General features: G+C 68.6%; 18 protein-coding genes. 6 read left to right on the top strand and 12 right to left on the bottom strand.

Going from position 1 to position 16,989, the window contains the following annotated elements; translation table 11 throughout:
* The first annotated feature begins 15 nt into the window (after positions 1–15).
* The 3 genes from ACSFBM_RS05175 to ACSFBM_RS05165 all read left to right on the top strand — a co-directional run bounded on the left by ACSFBM_RS05175 (position 16) and on the right by ACSFBM_RS05165 (position 3,171).
* Positions 16–459, top strand: coding sequence for a DUF2501 domain-containing protein (locus ACSFBM_RS05175; protein ID WP_435483409.1), 444 nt, complete (start codon positions 16–18; stop codon positions 457–459).
* Positions 460–547: 88 nt separating this feature from the next.
* Positions 548–2,263 carry a SulP family inorganic anion transporter gene (locus tag ACSFBM_RS05170; protein ID WP_435483408.1) on the top strand — a complete coding sequence of 572 codons (1,716 nt, stop codon included), beginning with the start codon at positions 548–550 and terminating at the stop codon, positions 2,261–2,263.
* Between the two features lie 23 nt (positions 2,264–2,286).
* A complete protein-coding gene (locus ACSFBM_RS05165; protein ID WP_435483407.1) occupies positions 2,287–3,171 on the top strand; it encodes a LysR substrate-binding domain-containing protein in 885 nt (294 codons plus the stop codon).
* Between the two features lie 40 nt (positions 3,172–3,211).
* On the opposite strand, the gene ACSFBM_RS05160 is transcribed toward ACSFBM_RS05165, so the two are convergent.
* Complete coding sequence (locus tag ACSFBM_RS05160; RefSeq protein ID WP_435483406.1) at positions 3,212–3,793, bottom strand: DUF3299 domain-containing protein; 582 nt, start codon at positions 3,791–3,793, stop codon at positions 3,212–3,214.
* A gap of 126 nt (positions 3,794–3,919) precedes the next feature.
* On the opposite strand from ACSFBM_RS05160, the gene ACSFBM_RS05155 reads away from it, so the two are divergent.
* Entirely contained in the window at positions 3,920–4,453 is a 534-nt protein-coding gene (locus tag ACSFBM_RS05155; RefSeq protein ID WP_435483405.1) for a DUF2306 domain-containing protein, read from the top strand.
* Here the strand turns inward: ACSFBM_RS05155 and arfB are convergent.
* The 6 genes from arfB to clpB all read right to left on the bottom strand — a co-directional run bounded on the left by arfB (position 4,422) and on the right by clpB (position 10,661).
* On the bottom strand, positions 4,422–4,829 hold the full coding sequence (gene arfB / locus ACSFBM_RS05150; RefSeq protein WP_435483404.1) for an alternative ribosome rescue aminoacyl-tRNA hydrolase ArfB: 408 nt from the start codon (positions 4,827–4,829) through the stop codon (positions 4,422–4,424). The genes ACSFBM_RS05155 and arfB overlap by 32 nt on opposite strands.
* A gap of 25 nt (positions 4,830–4,854) precedes the next feature.
* The gene (locus tag ACSFBM_RS05145) at positions 4,855–6,039 is read right to left on the bottom strand and encodes an acetyl-CoA C-acyltransferase family protein (RefSeq protein ID WP_435483403.1); all 1,185 of its coding nucleotides are present in this window, start codon (positions 6,037–6,039) and stop codon (positions 4,855–4,857) included.
* Between the two features lie 33 nt (positions 6,040–6,072).
* Positions 6,073–6,855: an enoyl-CoA hydratase/isomerase family protein gene (locus tag ACSFBM_RS05140; RefSeq protein WP_435483402.1), complete on the bottom strand. Its 783-nt coding sequence runs from the start codon at positions 6,853–6,855 to the stop codon at positions 6,073–6,075.
* Entirely contained in the window at positions 6,852–7,571 is a 720-nt protein-coding gene (locus ACSFBM_RS05135; protein WP_435483401.1) for a TetR/AcrR family transcriptional regulator, read from the bottom strand. Before ACSFBM_RS05135 ends, ACSFBM_RS05140 begins: the two co-directional genes overlap by 4 nt.
* Before the next feature lie 120 nt (positions 7,572–7,691).
* A complete protein-coding gene (locus tag ACSFBM_RS05130) occupies positions 7,692–8,030 on the bottom strand; it encodes a hypothetical protein (RefSeq protein WP_435435651.1) in 339 nt (112 codons plus the stop codon).
* Between the two features lie 9 nt (positions 8,031–8,039).
* Positions 8,040–10,661, bottom strand: a complete 2,622-nt coding sequence (gene clpB, locus ACSFBM_RS05125; protein ID WP_435483400.1) for an ATP-dependent chaperone ClpB — start codon at positions 10,659–10,661, stop codon at positions 8,040–8,042.
* 148 nt (positions 10,662–10,809) lie between these two features.
* Between clpB and ACSFBM_RS05120 the strand changes: the two genes are divergently transcribed.
* Positions 10,810–11,805 carry a Bug family tripartite tricarboxylate transporter substrate binding protein gene (locus ACSFBM_RS05120; protein ID WP_435435648.1) on the top strand — a complete coding sequence of 332 codons (996 nt, stop codon included), beginning with the start codon at positions 10,810–10,812 and terminating at the stop codon, positions 11,803–11,805.
* A 42-nt stretch (positions 11,806–11,847) separates the two neighbouring features.
* Here ACSFBM_RS05120 and ACSFBM_RS05115 read toward each other — a convergent pair whose 3' ends face one another.
* Positions 11,848–12,324: a molybdenum cofactor biosynthesis protein MoaE gene (locus tag ACSFBM_RS05115; RefSeq protein WP_435483399.1), complete on the bottom strand. Its 477-nt coding sequence runs from the start codon at positions 12,322–12,324 to the stop codon at positions 11,848–11,850.
* Between the two features lie 255 nt (positions 12,325–12,579).
* On the opposite strand from ACSFBM_RS05115, the gene dapA reads away from it, so the two are divergent.
* Positions 12,580–13,473, top strand: coding sequence for a 4-hydroxy-tetrahydrodipicolinate synthase (gene dapA, locus ACSFBM_RS05110; RefSeq protein ID WP_435483398.1), 894 nt, complete (start codon positions 12,580–12,582; stop codon positions 13,471–13,473).
* Here dapA and ACSFBM_RS05105 read toward each other — a convergent pair.
* The 4 genes from ACSFBM_RS05105 to thrC are packed head-to-tail and all read right to left on the bottom strand — an operon-like array spanning position 13,460 to position 16,984.
* Entirely contained in the window at positions 13,460–13,711 is a 252-nt protein-coding gene (locus ACSFBM_RS05105; RefSeq protein WP_435483397.1) for a MoaD/ThiS family protein, read from the bottom strand. The two genes, dapA and ACSFBM_RS05105, sit on opposite strands and share 14 nt — an antisense overlap.
* Before the next feature lie 5 nt (positions 13,712–13,716).
* Positions 13,717–15,012, bottom strand: coding sequence for a molybdopterin molybdotransferase MoeA (locus tag ACSFBM_RS05100; protein WP_435483396.1), 1,296 nt, complete (start codon positions 15,010–15,012; stop codon positions 13,717–13,719).
* A complete protein-coding gene (gene mobB / locus ACSFBM_RS05095; protein WP_435483395.1) occupies positions 15,005–15,550 on the bottom strand; it encodes a molybdopterin-guanine dinucleotide biosynthesis protein B in 546 nt (181 codons plus the stop codon). The genes ACSFBM_RS05100 and mobB overlap by 8 nt, the downstream gene beginning before the upstream one ends.
* A gap of 18 nt (positions 15,551–15,568) precedes the next feature.
* Positions 15,569–16,984: a threonine synthase gene (gene thrC, locus ACSFBM_RS05090; protein ID WP_435483394.1), complete on the bottom strand. Its 1,416-nt coding sequence runs from the start codon at positions 16,982–16,984 to the stop codon at positions 15,569–15,571.
* Between the last annotated feature and the right edge of the window lie 5 nt (positions 16,985–16,989).

The following is a 16,989-nucleotide window of genomic DNA, read 5'->3' as shown; positions in this document are numbered from 1 at the left end:
CAAAGGAGACCCACCATGCATGCTCGCTCCACCGTCATCGCCCTGGCCCTGCTCGCGGCAGGCGCCTCGGCGCAGGCCAACAACCTGCTCGACCAGCTGAAGGAAAAGGCCGGCGAGGCTGCCAGCGCCAATTCGCAAGGCGGCTCCGCTGGCGGTTCATCGCTCGGCAACCTCGGCTTCAAGATGCCGGCCATCGGCTCCAGCACCATGGGCAATGCGGCCGGCGTGCTGCAGTACTGCGTGAAGAACAACTACCTGGGTGGCGACGCGGCCTCGGTCAAGGACAAGCTGCTGGCCAAGATCACCGGACAGAAGCCGCAGGAGACCGGCTTCGCCAGCGGCGCCAAAGGCCTGTTGAAAGGCGGCGACGGCCAGACGCTGAACTTCAAGATCCTGTCGTCGAAGGTCAAGACCAAGGCCTGCGACTACGTGCTGAAGAACGCAACCTCGCTGATCTGATTCCGCCCCTGCCTTCCGCATCGCTCCCGCGCGGCGCACCGCGCATGTGCCTGTGTGTTGTTTCTTCTTCGTGCGCCCGCAAACGTTCATGACCCCGGCTGCCCCCTCCTCCTCCCTTCGCCAGCGCCTCGCGCGCTGGGTTCCCTGTCTCGCCTGGCCGCGCCCTTCCGCCGCGCTGCTGCGCAACGAGGCCATGGCCGGCATCACCGTGGCGCTGATGGTCATTCCGCAAGGCGTGGCCTACGCCGCGCTGGCCGGCATGCCGCTGGTGACGGGCGTGTACGCGGCGCTGTTCCCGGCGCTCATCGCGGTGATGTTCAGCTCGTCGCAGCGCCTGTCGGTCGGGCCCACGGCGCTCACCAGCCTGCTGGTCGGCGCCTCGCTCGCACCGCTGGCGGTGGCGGGCAGCGCCGAATGGGTGGCGATGGCGGTGTGGCTCACGCTGATGTCCGGCACCATCCAGATCGTGCTGGGCGCGGGGCGCTTCGGCTGGCTGCTGCGGCTGGTCAACTCGCCGGTGCTCATCGGCTTCACGCAGGGTGCGGCGGTGCTCATCGCCGTCTCGCAACTGCCCGCGCTGCTGGGCTTCACGGGGCGCACCATCCCGCAGGTGCTGCAGGGCGGCCCGCTGCCCGACCTGGTGGCCATCGCGTTCGGCCTGGGCAGCGTTGCGGTGCTGTGGCTGGGCAAGCGCCTGCTGCCGCGCTTTCCGACCACCATGGCGCTGGTCGCCGGTGCGGCCGCGATCAGCTGGGCGGTCGACTACGCCCTGCGCGGTGGCGCGGTGGTGGGCAGCCTGCCTTCGGGCCTGCCTTCGCTGTACTGGCCCGGCCTGCTGCCGCTGGGCACCTTCAGCGCGCTGGTGCTGCCGGCTTTGATGATCACGCTGGTGAGCTTTCTGGAAACCGCGTCCAGCGCCAAGGTCGACAACGCGCGCGCCGGCACGCTGTGGAACGAAAACCAGGACCTGATCGGCCAGGGCCTGGCCAAGCTGGCCTCGGGCTTCACGGGCGCCTTTCCCACCAGTTCGTCGTTCTCGCGTTCGGCCATCACGCTCTATGCGGGCGCGCAGACCGGCTGGGCCACGCTCTTCAGCGTGGTGGTGGTGGCCGGTGCGCTGCTGTGGCTGATGCCGCTGCTGTACCACGTGCCGCAGGCGGTGCTGGCGGCGGTGGTGGTCACGGCCATCCTGGGGCTGGTGAAGCCAGCGAGCTTCAAGGCGCTGTGGCGCGTGTCGCGCATCGAGGCGGGCATTGCCTTCGGCACTTTCGTGCTGACCATCGCCACCGCGCCGAGCATCTACTGGGGCGTGCTGGGCGGCCTGCTGGCCAGCATGGCGCACTACATGTACCGCCACCTGCACCCGCGCATCATCGAAGTGGGCCTGCACCCCGACGGCAGCCTGCGCGACCGCCACCTGTGGAAACTGCCGCCGCTGGCGCCGCACCTGTATGCGCTGCGCATGGACGCCGAACTCGACTTCGCCTCGGCCTCCACGCTGGAACGCGCGCTCACCGTGGCACTGGCCGAGCGTCCGGAGCTCACCGACGTGTGCCTGTTCGCGCAACCCATCAACCGCATCGACATCACCGGCGCCGAGGTGTTCGGCTCGATCCGCCGGATGATGGAGTCCAAAGGCGTGCGCCTGCACCTGAGCGGCCTGAAGCTGCCCGCCATGCAGGTGCTGGAACGCGCCGGCCTGCTCGCGCCGGGGCCCATGCTCTTCAGCTACCGCACCGACGGCGAGGCGCTCGCGGCGCTGATGCCCCGCATCGACGTGCCGGCGGCACAAGCCGCGCCCTGAACCACACCGGACCGCGTGCGCCCATGAAGACCACCATCGAAGAACTGGTTGCCTTCCGCACGGTGGTGGACGCGGGCTCGATCACGGCCGCGGCCGACCAGCTCGCGCAGACTGTCTCGGGCATCAGCCGCGCGCTGAGCCGGCTCGAACAGAAGCTGGACACCACGCTGCTGCGCCGCACCACGCGCCGGCTCGAGCTCACCGAGGAAGGTGCGGCCTTCCTGCAGCGCACGCGCGCCATCCTCGATGCCATCGACGACGCCGAAGAGCAGATGGCCGCGCGCCGCCAGCAACCCGCGGGGCGGCTGCGCGTGAACGCGGCCTCGCCCTTCATGCTGCACGCCATCGTGCCGCTGGTGCCGGAGTTTCGAAGGCTCTACCCGCAGATCAGCCTGGAACTGGACACCGACGACCTGCCCATCGACCTGCTGGAGCGGCGCACCGACATTGCCATTCGCATCGGGCCGCTGCGCGACTCCACGCTGCATGCGCGCCCGCTCGGCACGCACCGTCTGCGCGTGCTCGCGAGCCCCGCCTACCTGGAGGCGCACGGCAAGCCGCGCAAGGTGGCCGAACTGGCCGGGCACGCGTTGCTGGGCTTCACCCAGCCCGAGTCGCTCAACCGCTGGCCGCTGCGCGGCGTGCACGGCGACGAGTGGAACATCACGCCCACGGTGGCCGCGTCGAGCGGCGAAACGCTGCGCCAGCTGGCGCTGGCCGGCGTGGGCATCGCGTGCCTGTCGGACTTCATGACGGGCGCAGACCGTGCGAGCGGCGCGCTGGTGCAGGTGCTGGCCAAGGACACGGCGGACGTGCGCCAGGCCGTCAACGCGGTGTACTACCGCAACACGCAGCTGTCGGCGCGCATCACGTCGTTCCTCGATTTCTTGTCGCAGCGCATGACCTGAGGGGTGAGCCCCACGGGGCCTGCCCCTTGCACTGCTGCGGCTACTGCGGCTGCTTCGGCGTGAAGCGCTCGACCGCGGCCGACGCGATCTCGTAGCCGCTCACGCCCATGTCCGCCGACGCGTAGCGCGCCGCCTTCAGCGTGCCGCTCACGTACACCGTGTCCATCGCGTGCAGCCCCTTGACGGGCGCGGGCGCGATCACATGCACGATCTGGTTGGCGGGCGGCGGCGGCGTGTGGATGCAGGCGCCGAAGTACGGCACCAGCAGAAATTCGCGAATGCCGTCCTGCGAGGCGTCCAGCGGCACCACGAAGCCCGAGAGCTTGGCGGCCTTGCCGTCGAGCGCCACGTTGACCGGCGCGTTGTCCCAGACGGCGCGCATTTCGTCGAGCAGCTGGATCGCGCGCGGGTCGTTGTCGCGCAGCGCCTCGAGGCTGATGTTGCGGTAGCGCTTGGTGGGGTCCCAGCTCTTGGGAATCAGCTCTTCCCACTTGAGCTCAGCGGCGGCGGTGGCAAGGTTGCTTGCGCCCTGCGCCGCCCCCGGGCCGCAGCCGGCCAGCAGCGCCGCGACCGGTGACAGAAGAAGCGCGGACAGCACCACGGGGTGGAAAAACCTTCTCATGACTGCGATTGTGCTTGCGCGACGTGTCAGTCCCGTAAAGCAGGGTCTTGGCACTCATTTCCTCCCAGATCACACAAATTCGTTGCAAAACGCCAAAATTCCGCACCACGACACGAGGAGATCCGCATGGCACCCACTGGATGGCTGGGACTCACGTCCCTCGGCACGGTTCACACGGCGATCAGTCTGGTCGCCGTCGTCGCAGGGCTCTGGTCTCTGTTCCGCTACAGGGAGATCACGTTCCGCACCGGCCTGGGACAGGTCTTCGTGTGGACCACCGTGCTCACCTGCCTCACCGGCTTCGGCATCTTCCAGCATGGCGGCTTCGGCAAGCCGCATGCGCTGGGCATCCTGACGCTGGTGGCGCTGGCGGTGGGCGCCATGGCAGGGCGCGGCATGCTCTTCGGGCGCCGTGCGCGCCATGTCGAGGCCGCGGCCTACTCGGCCAGCTTTCTCTTCCACTGGATCCCGGCCTTCACCGAGACGCTGACGCGCCTGCCGCTGGGCGCGCCGCTGCTGTCGAGCCCCGAGGCCCCCGAGCTGAAGGCCATCACCGGCGTGCTGTTCCTGCTGTACCTGGCCGGTGTCTGGCTGCAGATCCGGCGGCTGCGCGGCGGCACCGCCGGGCTCAGTCCTGCACCCGCCCGCGCAGGTTCTTGATCTGCGAGCGCTGGCTCTTGCCCTCGAGCCGGCGCTGCTTCGAACCATAGGTCGGCTTGGTGGCGCGCCGCACGCGCGGCGGCGTGGCCACGGTGTCGACCACCGCCTGAAGGCGCGCGAGCGCGTCGGCACGGTTCATTTCCTGGGTGCGGTGCTGCTGGGCCTTGAGCACCAGCACGCCCTCCTGCGTGATGCGGCTGTCGCGCAGGGCGAGCAGCCGCTCTTTCACGTCGGGGGGCAGCGAGCTGGCGGGGATGTCGTAGCGCAGGTGCACCGCGCTCGACACCTTGTTCACGTTCTGCCCGCCCGCCCCCTGCGCCCGGATGGCGCTGATCTCGACTTCGTCGGGATCGATCAGCAGAGATGGGCGCAGCATGCCGGCAAGTGTGCCCTGAACGCGCTCAGACGCGCTCGAAGACGGCGGCAATGCCCTGCCCGCCGCCGATGCACATGGTGACCAGCGCGTAGCGCCCACCCGTGCGGTGCAGCTCCGCAATGGCCTTCGTCGTGATGATCGCGCCCGTCGCGCCCACCGGATGGCCCAGCGAAATGCCCGAGCCGTTGGGGTTCACCTTGGCCGGGTCGAAGCCCAGTTCCTTGATGACCGCGCAGGCCTGCGCCGCGAAGGCCTCGTTCGACTCGATCACGTCGAAGTCGCTCACCTTCAGGCCTGTGCGCTCCAGCACCTTGCGCGTGGCCGGAACCGGCCCGATGCCCATGTACGCCGGTTCGACGCCGGCGTGCGCGTAGCCCACCAGGCGCGCCAGCGGCTTCAGGCCCAGCGCCTTTACGCGGCCGCCCTCGGCCAGCACCACGGCGGCGGCGCCGTCGTTGATGCCCGAGGCATTGCCGGCCGTCACGAGACCGTCCTTCTTGAACGCGGGCTTCATCTTCGCGAGCGTGTCCACGGTGGTGTCGGCGCGCACATGCTCGTCGGTGTCGAACAGCACCACGCCCTTGCGCGTCTTCACTTCGACCGGAACGATCTGTTCCTTGAAGCGGCCCGCGGCAATGGCCGCCGCCGCGCGCTGCTGGCTGGTGGCGGCCAGTTCGTCCATCTGCTCGCGCGAAATACCGTAGCGCGCGGCCACGTTTTCGGCCGTGATGCCCATGTGGATCTTCTCCCACGGGTCGTGCAGGATGCCCAGCATGTAGTCGACCAGCACCGCGTCGCCCATGCGCGCGCCGTAGCGGGCCGAGGTGTCGAAGTACGGGCCGCGGCTCATCGATTCCGAACCGCCGCCGATGGCGATGTCGCAGTCGCCCAGCGCAATGGCCTGCGCTGCAGACACGATGGCCTGCAGGCCCGAGCCGCACAGGCGGTTCACGTTGAAGGCCGGCGTCTCGATGGGGCAGCCCGCGTCGATGGCGGCCACGCGGCTCAGGTAGGCGTCCTTCACGTCGGTGGGAATCACGTTGCCCATGACCACGTGGCCGATGGCGTCCGCCGCCACGCCGCTGCGCTCGATGGCGGCCTTCACGGCGGTGGTGGCCAGCTGGGTGTTGGGCACGTCCTTCAGCGCGCCGCCGAAGGTGCCGATGGCGGTGCGGGCGGTGCCGACCACGAAGATGTCGCGTGAGGTCATGTCTGGATCTCCTGGGTTTGAGTGACTACGGATTCAGCGGCCGTTGAACACGGCCGGCTTCTTGTCGAAAAAGGCGTTCAGGCCGCTGCGGAAGTCGTCGGTGGCGGCGCAGACCTGGAAGGCGGCCGATTCGGCGTCGAGCTGGCCCGCCAGGTCGCGCCCGAGCGAGCCGCGCATCAGCCGGCGCAGGTGGCCCAGCGCCACGGTCGGCCCCTTGGCCAGCCGGTGCGCGAGCGCCAGCGCTTCGGCCTCAAGCTCGGCGGCGGGCACCACGCGGTTGACGAGGCCCATGCGCTCGGCGGCGGCCGCGTCGTAGGTGTCGCCGAGCATCGCGATCTCCAGCGCGCGGCGCATGCCCACCAGCCGCGGCAGCGCCCACGAGGCGCCCACGTCGCAGCTGGTGCCGATGTTCACGTACGCGAGGTTGAAGCGCGTGCCCTCGGCCGCGAGCACGAAGTCGGCCTGCAGCATCAGGCTCAGGCCCGCGCCGGCCGCCACGCCGTGCACCTGCGCGACCAGCGGTGCGTCCATCGCGTCGAGCACGGTCAGCGCCTCGTGCAGCGGGCCGATCAGCTCGGCGGCGCCCTGCTGCGGGTCGGCGCTCAGCACGGCCAGGTCGCCGCCTGCCATGAAGCCCTTGCCCGCCCCGCTCATGAGCACGGCGCGCACGCCCTTGTCGGCGGCCAGTTCGCGCACGGCGGCGAGAAAGGCGTTGGCCATCGGCACGTCGATCGCATTGAGCGCGCCCGGCCGGTTGAAGCGAATGGTGGCCACCGCGCCGTCGCGGCCCAGCAGCAGAGGTGCATCTGTCGTCATGCGGTGTTTCCTTTTTTCGTGGCGGGCTGGCGCGGCGCGCGAGCGGTGGCGGGGGCAGCGGGAACAGGGCGCTGCAGCACGCCGTTGAGCAGCAGTTCGATGCCCTGGTCCGCGATCTGGTCGGGCGTGAGGTCGCCGTCGGGGCGGTACCAGCGGCCGATCCAGCTCAGCGCGCCGGCCAGCATGAAGGCCGCCATCTTCGGGTCGCACGGCGCGAGCGAGCCTTCTGCCACGCCGTCCTCGATGAGCAGGCGGAACTGGCCGTCGATGCCGGCCTTGAGATGGCGCAGCTCCTTCTTCAGCGGCGCGGGCAACGGGTCTTCGCCGATGCGGATCACGCACATGCCGAAGTCCTGCATGACCACGCCCGAGTAGATGCGCATGCAGGCCTTGAGCTGCTCGATGGCGCTGCCACCCGCGGCGCGCACCTCGCCGATGCCAGCATGCATGAGGTCGAGCGCGGTCTTCACGCACTCGAGCAGGATCTGGTCCTTGCTTTCGACGTAGTAGTAGAGCGTGGGCTTGCTGACGTTCAGCCGCTCGGCAATGTCGTCGAGCGAGGTGGCGTGGAAGCCGCGCTCGTTGAAGAGTTGGGCCGCGGTCTGCAGCACGGCCTGGCGCTTGACCTCGCGCTGGCGCGCGCGCTTGCCCGCGGGCTCCCAGGGAGACGGAGACGGCGAAACTGGAGCGGACGGAGGGGAAACGGAACGGGCCATCGGTGCGAAACGACATGGCCGGAGATTCGACACCGCACAGCGCGGCGAGAAGGAAATTTACTGGCCAGTAGAAATTCTACGAGCCAGTAGACATCCGGGCAGCGAAAGCTGCAACGACGCTCAGTCGCCGCGCACGGGGCGGGCCCGCACGTCGGTCACGTCATCGGCGGGGCCGATGGCGATGGGGCTGCGCACCGATTCGCCGCGCGCCCGTGCGTTGACGACATCGGCCGCCTGGGGCTCCGCAGGCTGTGCCGCATGGCGAAACCGGTCGAAGCCGGAGCGCGGATTGAAGCGCCCACCCATCGAGGCGACCCAGGGGGTCACGGGCTTGCCCGTGAGACGCCCCCAGGCGTAGCGCACACCCCACACGGCCGCCAGCAGCATGACCGCCACGGCCAGGCTGGCCGCGAAAACCAGCCCCAGGAGCAGAAGAATGACCCGAAAAATGAAGTTCATCATTCCAGCTTAGGCCGAAGCAGCCGCCGTTGGTTCCCCGGCCTTGGAGAACGAGAACTGTCCAGGCGACTGGATCGGGTCGGTGTTGACCTCGATCGTGTCCTTCGGCCCGAAGCTGCCGTCCAGCAGCAGCTTCGAGAGCGGGTTCTCGATGCGCTGCTGAATGGCGCGCTTCAGCGGACGCGCACCGAACACCGGGTCGAAGCCGACCTTGGCAATCTCGGCCAGCGCCGCGGGCGACACCTGCAGGCCCAGGTCCATCTTCGCGAGCCGCGCGGTCAGCACCTTCAGCTGGATCCCGGCGATCGATTCGATGTTCTTCGCATCCAGCGCATGGAACACCACGGTCTCGTCGATGCGGTTCAGGAACTCGGGGCGGAAGTAGTTCTTCAGCTCGTCCCACACCGCTTCCTTGATCTCCTCCGAAGGCTGGCCCACCATGGCCTGGATGATCGGCGAGCCGATGTTGCTCGTCATCACGATCACCGTGTTCTTGAAGTCCACGGTGCGGCCCTGGCCGTCGGTGAGGCGCCCGTCGTCGAGCACCTGCAGCAGCACGTTGAACACGTCGGGATGGGCCTTCTCGACCTCGTCGAGCAGCACCACGCTGTAGGGCTTGCGGCGCACGGCTTCCGTGAGGTAGCCGCCCTCCTCGTAGCCCACGTAGCCCGGCGGCGCGCCGATCAGGCGGGCGACCGAATGCTTCTCCATGAACTCGCTCATGTCGATGCGGATCAGGTGGTCTTCGCTGTCGAACAGGAAGCCTGCGAGCGCCTTGCACAGCTCGGTCTTGCCCACGCCCGTGGGGCCGAGGAACAGGAACGAGCCGGTCGGGCGGTTCGGGTCACTCAGGCCCGAGCGCGAACGGCGGATCGCGTTGGCGACCGCACCGATGGCCTCGTCCTGGCCGACCACGCGCTCGTGCAGCTTGCCTTCCATCACGAGCAGCTTGTCGCGCTCGCCCTGCATCAGCTTGGCGACCGGAATGCCGGTGGCGCGCGCCACGACCTCGGCGATTTCTTCCGCGCCGACCTGCGTGCGCAGCAGCGTGGGGGCGCTCGACTTGCCTTTGCTGGCTTCGGCGTCCTGCGCCTCCTTCAGGCGCTTTTCGAGCGCCGGCAGCTGGCCGTACTGCAGCTCGGCGACCTTGTTGAAGTCGCCCTTGGCGGTCGACTCCGCAATCTGGAACTTGATCTTGTCGATGTCCTCGCGCACCTTGGCGCTGCCCTGGGCCTGCGCCTTCTCGGCCTGCCAGATCTCGTCGTAGTCGGCAATTTCCTTCTGCAGCCTGGCGATCTCGACCTCGATCAGGCCGAAGCGCTTCTGCGAGGCCTCGTCCTTCTCGCGGCGCACGGCCTCCAGCTCGATCTGCAGCTGGATCAGGCGGCGGTCGAGCCGGTCCATGACCTCGGGCTTGGAGTCCATCTCGATCTTGATCTTGGCCGCAGCCTCGTCGATCAGGTCGATGGCCTTGTCGGGAAGGAAGCGGTCGGTGATGTAGCGGTCGCTCAGCTCGGCTGCGGCCACGATGGCCGGGTCGGTGATGTCCACGCCGTGGTGCACCTCGTACTTTTCCTTCAGGCCGCGCAGGATGGCCACGGTGGCTTCCACGCTGGGCTCGCCCACGATGATCTTCTGGAAGCGGCGCTCCAGCGCGGCGTCCTTCTCGATGTACTTGCGGTACTCGTCCAGCGTGGTGGCGCCCACGCAGTGCAGTTCGCCGCGTGCGAGCGCGGGCTTGAGCATGTTGCCCGCGTCCATCGCGCCCTCGGCCTTGCCGGCGCCGACCATGGTGTGCAGCTCGTCGATGAAGACGATGGTCTGGCCTTCGTCCTTCGCAAGCTCGTTCAGCACGGTCTTCAGCCGCTCCTCGAACTCGCCGCGGAACTTGGCACCGGCCAGCAGCGCGGCCATGTCCAGCGACAGCACGCGCTTGCCCTTGAGCGATTCGGGCACCTCGCCCGAGACGATGCGCTGCGCCAGGCCTTCGACGATGGCGGTCTTGCCCACGCCGGGTTCGCCGATGAGCACGGGGTTGTTCTTGGTGCGGCGTTGCAGCACCTGGATGGCGCGGCGGATTTCCTCGTCGCGCCCGATCACCGGGTCGAGCTTGCCGCGGCGCGCGCGCTCGGTGAGGTCGGTGGTGTATTTCTTCAGGGCTTCGCGCTGGCCTTCGGCGTCGGCGCTGTTCACGCCCTGGCCGCCGCGCACGGCGTCGATGGCCGCCTCGAGTGACTTGCGCGTCATGCCGTTCGCACGGCAGAGATTGCCGATGTCGGTCTTGCTGTCGGTCAGCGCCAGCAGAAAGAGCTCGCCGGCAATGAACTGGTCGTTGCGCTTGATGGCCTCCTTCTCGGTGGCCTGCAGCAGCTTGCCCAGTTCGGTGCCCACCTGCACGCTGTCGGCGCCCTGGACCTGCGCCAGCTTCTTGATGGCAGCTTCGGCGGCCTGGGAAAGGCCTGGCACATTCACGCCCGCGCGTTCGAGCAATGCGCGCGGCCCTTCACTCTGGCGCAGCATCGCGACCAGCAGGTGGGCCGGTTCGATGTAGGCGTTGTCGTTGCCCAGCGCGAGCGACTGCGCGTCGCCCAGGGCTTCCTGAAATTTGGTGGTGAGTTTGTCTTGTCGCATGGTGGTATTCCTGCTTCCAAAATAGGGCCGTTCGGGCACGATTCAAGGTTCTGCCCGCGACAGGCGGACTACGGCAGCCTGGGCACGGGTATTGCACGAGACCCGTTTCCTGCCCGTAGGCATTTCTCTCTCTCGAATGGAGTCGATCATGGTTTTTTCAATGCAGCGCGTTCAACCGGTGCGCCGGGCGATCAGCGCCGGCCTCTTTCTAGCCGCCCTGGGCCTGTCGGGCCTTGCGCAGGCGCAAAGCGGCACCCCCATCCGCCTGCTGGTCGGCTTTCCGGCCGGCGCGGGCACGGACGCCATCGCGCGCACCCTGGGCGAAAAGCTCAAGGACGTGCTGGGCGTGCCGGTGGTGGTGGAAAACCGCGCCGGCGCGGGCGGCCAGATTGCGGCCACCGTGCTGAAGTCGTCGCCTGCCGACGGCCACACCCTGCTGCTGTCGCACGACCACACCATCTCGATCCTGCCGCAGGTCATCAAGAACCCCGGCTTCAACCCCGCCACCGACTTCGTGCCCGTGGCCGGCTTCGCCACCTTCGCCAACGTGCTGGCCGTCTCGGGCGGCACGCCGGCCAAGACCATGGACGAGTACGTGAAGTGGGTCCGCACGCAAAAGGGCGGCAAGGAAACCATCGGCATTCCGGCGCCGGCCTCGATCCCCGAGTTCCTGGTGAAGATGATCTCGGACAAGTACAAGATCGATGTGCAGCCCGCCCCCTACCGCGGCAGCGCGCCCATGACGGCCGACATGCTGGGCAACCAGATCACCGCGGGCATCGCCTCGGTGCCGGACTTCATCGAGAACCACAAGGCGGGCAAGGTGCGCATCGTGGCCTCCATCGGCGCCAAGCGCCAGGCCGTGATTCCGAACGTGCCGACCTTCACCGAACTGGGCTTCGCGAACCTGGACGACCTGCCCTACTACGGCATCTTCGCGCCGGTGGGCACGCCGCAGCCGATCATCGACAAGTACGGCGAGGCGCTGCAGAAGGTGCTGGCCATGCCCGACGTGAAGCAGAAACTCACGGCGATGGGCCTGACGGTGGGCTACGAGTCGCAGGGGCAGTTCGCGGGGCGTGTGCGCACGTACACGGCGGCCTGGGAAAAGATCATCCAGGGCAGCGGCTTCAAGCCCCTTTGATGCCTTGCTCCCTCTCCCCCGGGGAGGGGGAACAACGCGGGGTCAGGCGTTCGGGGCGGTGATGCCCCAGCGCGCGAGCGCCACGTCGTCGGCCACGCGCGCATCGACCCAGCGGGCGCCTTCGGGCGTTTGCTCCTTCTTCCAGAACGGCGCCTGCGTCTTGAGGTAGTCCATCAGGAACTCGCAGGCCTCGAAGCTCTGGCCGCGGTGCGCCGACACCACCGCCACCATCATGATCTGGTCCAGCGGCTGCAGCAGGCCCACGCGGTGGATCACGCGCGCCCCGAGGATGTCGAAGCGCCGCTGCGCTTCGTCGATCATGGCCTCGACGGCCTTCTCGGTCATGCCGGGGTAGTGCTCCAGTTCCATCGACGCGACGCTGCTGCCGTCGTTGCGGTCCCGCACGGTGCCGACAAAGCTGCAGACCGCACCCACGCGCTTGTCGCCGGCACGCAACGCGGCGACCTCCTGCGAAAGGTCGAAATCGGCTGTCTGGATCGAAACACGCGCAATGCTCATTTCCGAATTGTGGCATCGCGCTAGACTGCGACGATGCCTTGCCTCGCCACCCCCTCCTCAGTGCTTTCGCACGCTGGAAGCGGTTGCGCGTGCCAGGGCAGCAAAGCCAAAAAACCAAAGCTCGTCTGACCGGAGCCGAGGTTCCGTCGTCGGATGAGCGACGGAACCTGCCAAGGTTTTTGGCCCTTTCATGGGTTTCGCGCGCATCCGACGGTGGTTCTTTTTCCATCGGTCGATTCCTGAGAGGAAACCCGCGTGCCGCAACAACCCTATCCCACTGTCCCTGATTTCTCAGGCTTCTGGATCGCCCTCGTCACCCCGTTCCGCAACGGCGCGGTGGACCATGACGCCCTCGCCGCCCTGACCCGGCGCCTCGCCGCCGACGGCGTGACCGGCTTCGTGCCCTGCGGCTCCACCGGCGAGGCCGCCGCGCTCGACGAGGACGAACAGCTGGCCGTGCTCGACACCGTGCTGGCCGCAGCCGGCGGCCTGCCGGTGGTGATGGGCATTTCGGGCTACCACCTGGGCAAGGCCACGGCCTGGGCGCGCAAGCTGTGCGAGCGCCCGCTGGCGGGCCTGCTGGTGGCAGCACCGCACTACATCCGCCCGTCGCAGGGCGGCCTGCTCGAATGGTTCCACGCCATCGCCGATGCCAGCACGGTGCCTGTGCTGGTCTACGACATCCCCTACCGCACCGGTGTCACCATCGCGCGCGACACGCTGCTGGCGCTGGCCGCGCACCCGCGCATTCGCGGCATCAAGGACTGCGGCGGCGACATGGCCAAGACACGCGCCGTGATCGCCGACGGCCGGCTGCAGGTACTGTCGGGCGAAGACCACCAGATCTTCAGCACGATGGCCGAAGGCGGCGTGGGTGCCATCGCCGCCAGCGGCAACGTGCAGACCCGCCGCTTCGTGCGGCTGGTGCGGCTGTTGTCGGAGAACCGGTTGGCGCAGGCGCGCGACGAATGGCAGGCCTTGCAGCCGCTGGTGGACAGCCTGTTCGCCGAGCCGAACCCCGGCCCCGTGAAGGCGCTGCTGGCGCACGCCGGCGAAATGCACGACGAGCTGCGTTCGCCGATGACGCGCGCGTCCGACGGCCTGCGCGAGCGCCTCGTGGCGCTGGACGCCCTGCTCAGCCGCCCGTGACGGGCGGGAAGAAGGCGACTTCACAGCCGTCGTGCAGGGCTGCGGCTTCGTCGCTCATGGCCTGGTCGAGCGCCATGCGCACCGCCTTGCCGCGCGCGAGCGCGGTGGCATAGGAGCCGCCCCGGCCGATGAGTTCGTCGCGAAGCGCGGCGAGCGTTTCGGCTTGCGTGTCGACGCTTTCGCCGCTGCGGGCCAGCGCCTCGCGCACCGAGGCGAAATAATGAACCTGGACTTTCATTCGATTCAGCCGAGCAGCGAGGCGAAGGGAATGAAGTTCACGGTGTCGCCCGACCTGATGGTTTGCCCGGCCGGGTTGTCGACCACACCGTCGCCCCAGACCATCGAGGTCAGCACCCCCGAGCTCTGGTTGCCGAACAGTTCGAGCCCGCCCGCCGCGTTGCGCCGCGCGCGCAGGAACTCGCGGCGCTTGTCGGCGCGCAGCCAGTCGAAGTCGGCGCGCATCTGCACGGCCTCGGGCGCCACGCGCGTGGCACCCTGCAAGCTCAGCAGGAAGGGCCGTACCAGCATCAGGAAGGTCAGGAAACTCGACACAGGGTTGCCGGGCAGCCCGGTCACGTGGCAGGCGCCCTGCCCGTTGCTGCGCGCGATGGAACCATAGGCGAAGGGCTTGCCGGGTTTCATCGACAGCGACCACAGCTGAAGCTCGCCGAGCGACTGCAGCGCGGCGCGGATGTGGTCTTCCTCGCCGACGGAAACACCGCCGGTCGTGATGATCAGGTCGCTGCTCTCGGCCGCCTCGCGCAGCGCCGCGATGGTGGCTTCGCGGTCGTCGGGCACGATGCCCAGGTCGTTCACCTCGCAGCCCAGGCGGTGCAGCAAGGCGCGCATGAAGAAGCGGTTGGAGTTGTAGATGGCGCCGGGCTTCATGGCGTCGGGCGCCACTTCGCCGGGCATCACCAGTTCGTCGCCGGTGGAGAGCATGGCCACGCGCGGCTTGCGGGCCACCTGCAGCTTGTGAAAGCCGACGCTGGCCGCCAGGCCGAGCGCGGCGGGCGTGAGGCGTTCGCCCTGCTTGAGCACCACGTCGCCCGACGCCACGTCTTCGCCCGCGCGTCGCACCCATTGGCCCGCCGCCGGAACGATGGCGATGCGAACCGAGCCCAGGCTGCCTTCCTGCGGCGTGGCGGCGGTGTCTTCCTGCATCACGACGGCGTCGGCGCCCTCGGGGACCTGCGCCCCCGTGAAGATGCGCGCCGCGGTGCCGGCCGCGAGCGGCGTGCCCACGGTGCCCGCGGGAATGCGCTGCGCCACGGCCAGCTCGGCCCCCGGCGCGGCGCAGTCGGCCACGCGCACGGCGTAGCCGTCCATCGCGCTGTTGTCCCGCGGCGGCACGGTCAGGCCGGACACGAGGTCCTGCGCCAGCACGCGGCCGTCGGCCTCGAAGGTGGCGACGCTCTCGGCGGGCAGCGTCGGCTGCGCCCTGGCGAGCAGGACGGCGATGGCCTCGTCGAGCGGCATCAACGGCGGGCGCAAGGAAGAGGCAGCGAAAGGAACGGGAGGAACAGGTGTGTCAGCCATGGTGTTCAGGGTTGTATTCGAAGCGGTCGCCGCTGTCGATCAACCACTTCGCAATGGCCTCGGCGTCGTTGAGGTCGAACAGCGGGCGCTCGGTGGGCACGGGCAGGCCGGCCGGGTCGTCCGTGGCCACGGCGGTGACGAAAGGATCGTCGGTGTAGAGCACCGGGCGCGATGGCTCGTCGCCCTCGGGCTGACGCCAGACTTCGATCTTCAGCACGTCGCTGTGCCGGAAGCCCTCGACCAGCACCCAGTCGGCGGCCGGGTGCACCTCGGCCAGCAACTGGTGCACGCTGAGCTCCACGGGGAATTCGAACTCGCGCATCACGGCCAGCCGCTTGTCGGAGGCGACGACGACCTCGAAGGCACCCGCCTCGCGGTGGCGGTACGTGTCCTTGCCCGGATGGTCGATGTCGAACTTGTGGTGCGCATGCTTGACCACCGACACGCGCTGTCCGAGTCGCTTGAGCGCGGGGATCAGGCGCTCCAGCAGCGTGGTCTTGCCCGCGCCCGAATAGCCGGCGAAGCCGACGACCTTCATGCGAGGGCCCGGACGAGATCAATCACAGTTCTGTGCGATGTAGGCCTTCACGGCCTCGGCGTCGGCCGGCAGCTTGACGACGCGCTTGGGCAGCGCCTCGATGCCCTCGAACCGCTTCGGCCGCTCGGGCTCCTCGCCCAGCGCCTCGACCAGCGTGGCGGCGAACTTGATCGGCAACGCGGTTTCGAGCACCACCATCGGCACGCCGGGTGCGAGCTGCTCGCGCGCGGCCTTCAGGCCGTCGGCGGTGTGCGGATCGACCAGCGTGGCAAAGCGCTTCTCGGTGTCGCGGATGGTCGCCAGGCGGTCGGCGTGCGTGCTGCGGCCGCTCTTGAAGCCGAAGCGTTCGGCAGCCTGCTTGAACGCCGGGTCGGCGCTCAGGTCGAAGCTGCCTTGCAGGCCCAGGTCTTCCACGAACAGCTGGCGCAGCCGGGCGGCGTCGCGGCCCACCAGGTCGAACACGAAGCGCTCGAAGTTGCTGGCCTTGCTGATGTCCATCGACGGACTGGATGTTTCGTGCGTGTCGACCGCGCCGCGCACGCGGTAGATGCCGGTGCGGAAGAACTCGTCGAGCACGTCGTTCTCGTTGGTGGCGACCACCAGCGTCTGGATCGGCAGGCCCATCATGCGCGCCACGTGACCCGCGCACACGTTGCCGAAGTTGCCCGAGGGCACGGTGAAGCTCACCGGCTTGTCGTTGCTCGCCGTGGCCTGGAAATAGCCCGCGAAGTAGTAGACGACCTGCGCCAGCAGCCGCGCCCAGTTGATCGAATTGACGGTGCCGATGCGGTACTTGCGCTTGAAGCCCAGGTCGTTGGACACCGCCTTCACGATGTCCTGGCAGTCGTCGAACACGCCGGTGATGGCGATGTTGTGGATGTTCTCGTCCTGCAAGCTGAACATCTGCGCCTGCTGGAACGGGCTCATGCGGCCGTCGGGCGAGGTCATGAAGACGCGCACGCCCTTCTTGCCGCGCATCGCGTACTCGGCCGCGCTGCCGGTGTCGCCGCTGGTCGCGCCCAGGATGTTGAGCTCCGCGCCGCGGCGCGCCAGTTCGTACTCGAACAGGTTGCCCAGCAGCTGCATCGCCATGTCCTTGAAGGCCAGCGTGGGGCCGTTGGACAGGGCTTCGAGGTACACGCCGTCCTCGAGCTCGCGCAGCGGCACGATCTCGTCGGAGCCGAACACCTCGGCGGTGTAGGTCTTCGCGCAGATCGCCTTCAGGTCGGCCGGCGGAATGTCGTCGATGTAGAGCGAGAGGATCTCGAAGGCCAGCTCGGCGTAAGGCAGCGCGCGCCACCTGGCGAGCGTGGCGGTGTCGACCTGCGGATAGTGCGCCGGCAGGTAGAGGCCGCCGTCAGGCGCGAGGCCTTCGAGAAGGATTTCGCAAAAGCGCTTGCGGTCGGGGTGGCCGCGGGTGCTCAGGTAGTTCACGCGAT

It is taken from the genome of Variovorax pasteuri (assembly GCF_051216435.1).
Lineage (GTDB): Bacteria > Pseudomonadota > Gammaproteobacteria > Burkholderiales > Burkholderiaceae_C > Variovorax.
Note: the sequence above shows the minus strand (reverse complement) of the source record. Positions and strands in the feature narration are given on the sequence as shown.

What these genes read in the sequence shown, in the direction of transcription:
- ACSFBM_RS05135 (WP_435483401.1), bottom strand. Translation starts at nt 7,571, where the DNA reads ATGGCCCGTTCCGTTTCCCCTCCGTCCGCTCCAGTTTCGCCGTCTCCG.
- ACSFBM_RS05140 (WP_435483402.1), bottom strand. Translation starts at nt 6,855, where the DNA reads ATGACGACAGATGCACCTCTGCTGCTGGGCCGCGACGGCGCGGTGGCC.
- ACSFBM_RS05155 (WP_435483405.1), top strand. Translation starts at nt 3,920, where the DNA reads ATGGCACCCACTGGATGGCTGGGACTCACGTCCCTCGGCACGGTTCAC.
- ACSFBM_RS05130 (WP_435435651.1), bottom strand. Translation starts at nt 8,030, where the DNA reads ATGAACTTCATTTTTCGGGTCATTCTTCTGCTCCTGGGGCTGGTTTTC.
- ACSFBM_RS05145 (WP_435483403.1), bottom strand. Translation starts at nt 6,039, where the DNA reads ATGACCTCACGCGACATCTTCGTGGTCGGCACCGCCCGCACCGCCATC.
- ACSFBM_RS05115 (WP_435483399.1), bottom strand. Translation starts at nt 12,324, where the DNA reads ATGAGCATTGCGCGTGTTTCGATCCAGACAGCCGATTTCGACCTTTCG.
- ACSFBM_RS05100 (WP_435483396.1), bottom strand. Translation starts at nt 15,012, where the DNA reads ATGGCTGACACACCTGTTCCTCCCGTTCCTTTCGCTGCCTCTTCCTTG.
- clpB (WP_435483400.1), bottom strand. Translation starts at nt 10,661, where the DNA reads ATGCGACAAGACAAACTCACCACCAAATTTCAGGAAGCCCTGGGCGAC.
- ACSFBM_RS05175 (WP_435483409.1), top strand. Translation starts at nt 16, where the DNA reads ATGCATGCTCGCTCCACCGTCATCGCCCTGGCCCTGCTCGCGGCAGGC.
- ACSFBM_RS05120 (WP_435435648.1), top strand. Translation starts at nt 10,810, where the DNA reads ATGGTTTTTTCAATGCAGCGCGTTCAACCGGTGCGCCGGGCGATCAGC.
- mobB (WP_435483395.1), bottom strand. Translation starts at nt 15,550, where the DNA reads ATGAAGGTCGTCGGCTTCGCCGGCTATTCGGGCGCGGGCAAGACCACG.
- ACSFBM_RS05165 (WP_435483407.1), top strand. Translation starts at nt 2,287, where the DNA reads ATGAAGACCACCATCGAAGAACTGGTTGCCTTCCGCACGGTGGTGGAC.
- ACSFBM_RS05160 (WP_435483406.1), bottom strand. Translation starts at nt 3,793, where the DNA reads ATGAGAAGGTTTTTCCACCCCGTGGTGCTGTCCGCGCTTCTTCTGTCA.
- ACSFBM_RS05105 (WP_435483397.1), bottom strand. Translation starts at nt 13,711, where the DNA reads ATGAAAGTCCAGGTTCATTATTTCGCCTCGGTGCGCGAGGCGCTGGCC.
- ACSFBM_RS05170 (WP_435483408.1), top strand. Translation starts at nt 548, where the DNA reads ATGACCCCGGCTGCCCCCTCCTCCTCCCTTCGCCAGCGCCTCGCGCGC.
- arfB (WP_435483404.1), bottom strand. Translation starts at nt 4,829, where the DNA reads ATGCTGCGCCCATCTCTGCTGATCGATCCCGACGAAGTCGAGATCAGC.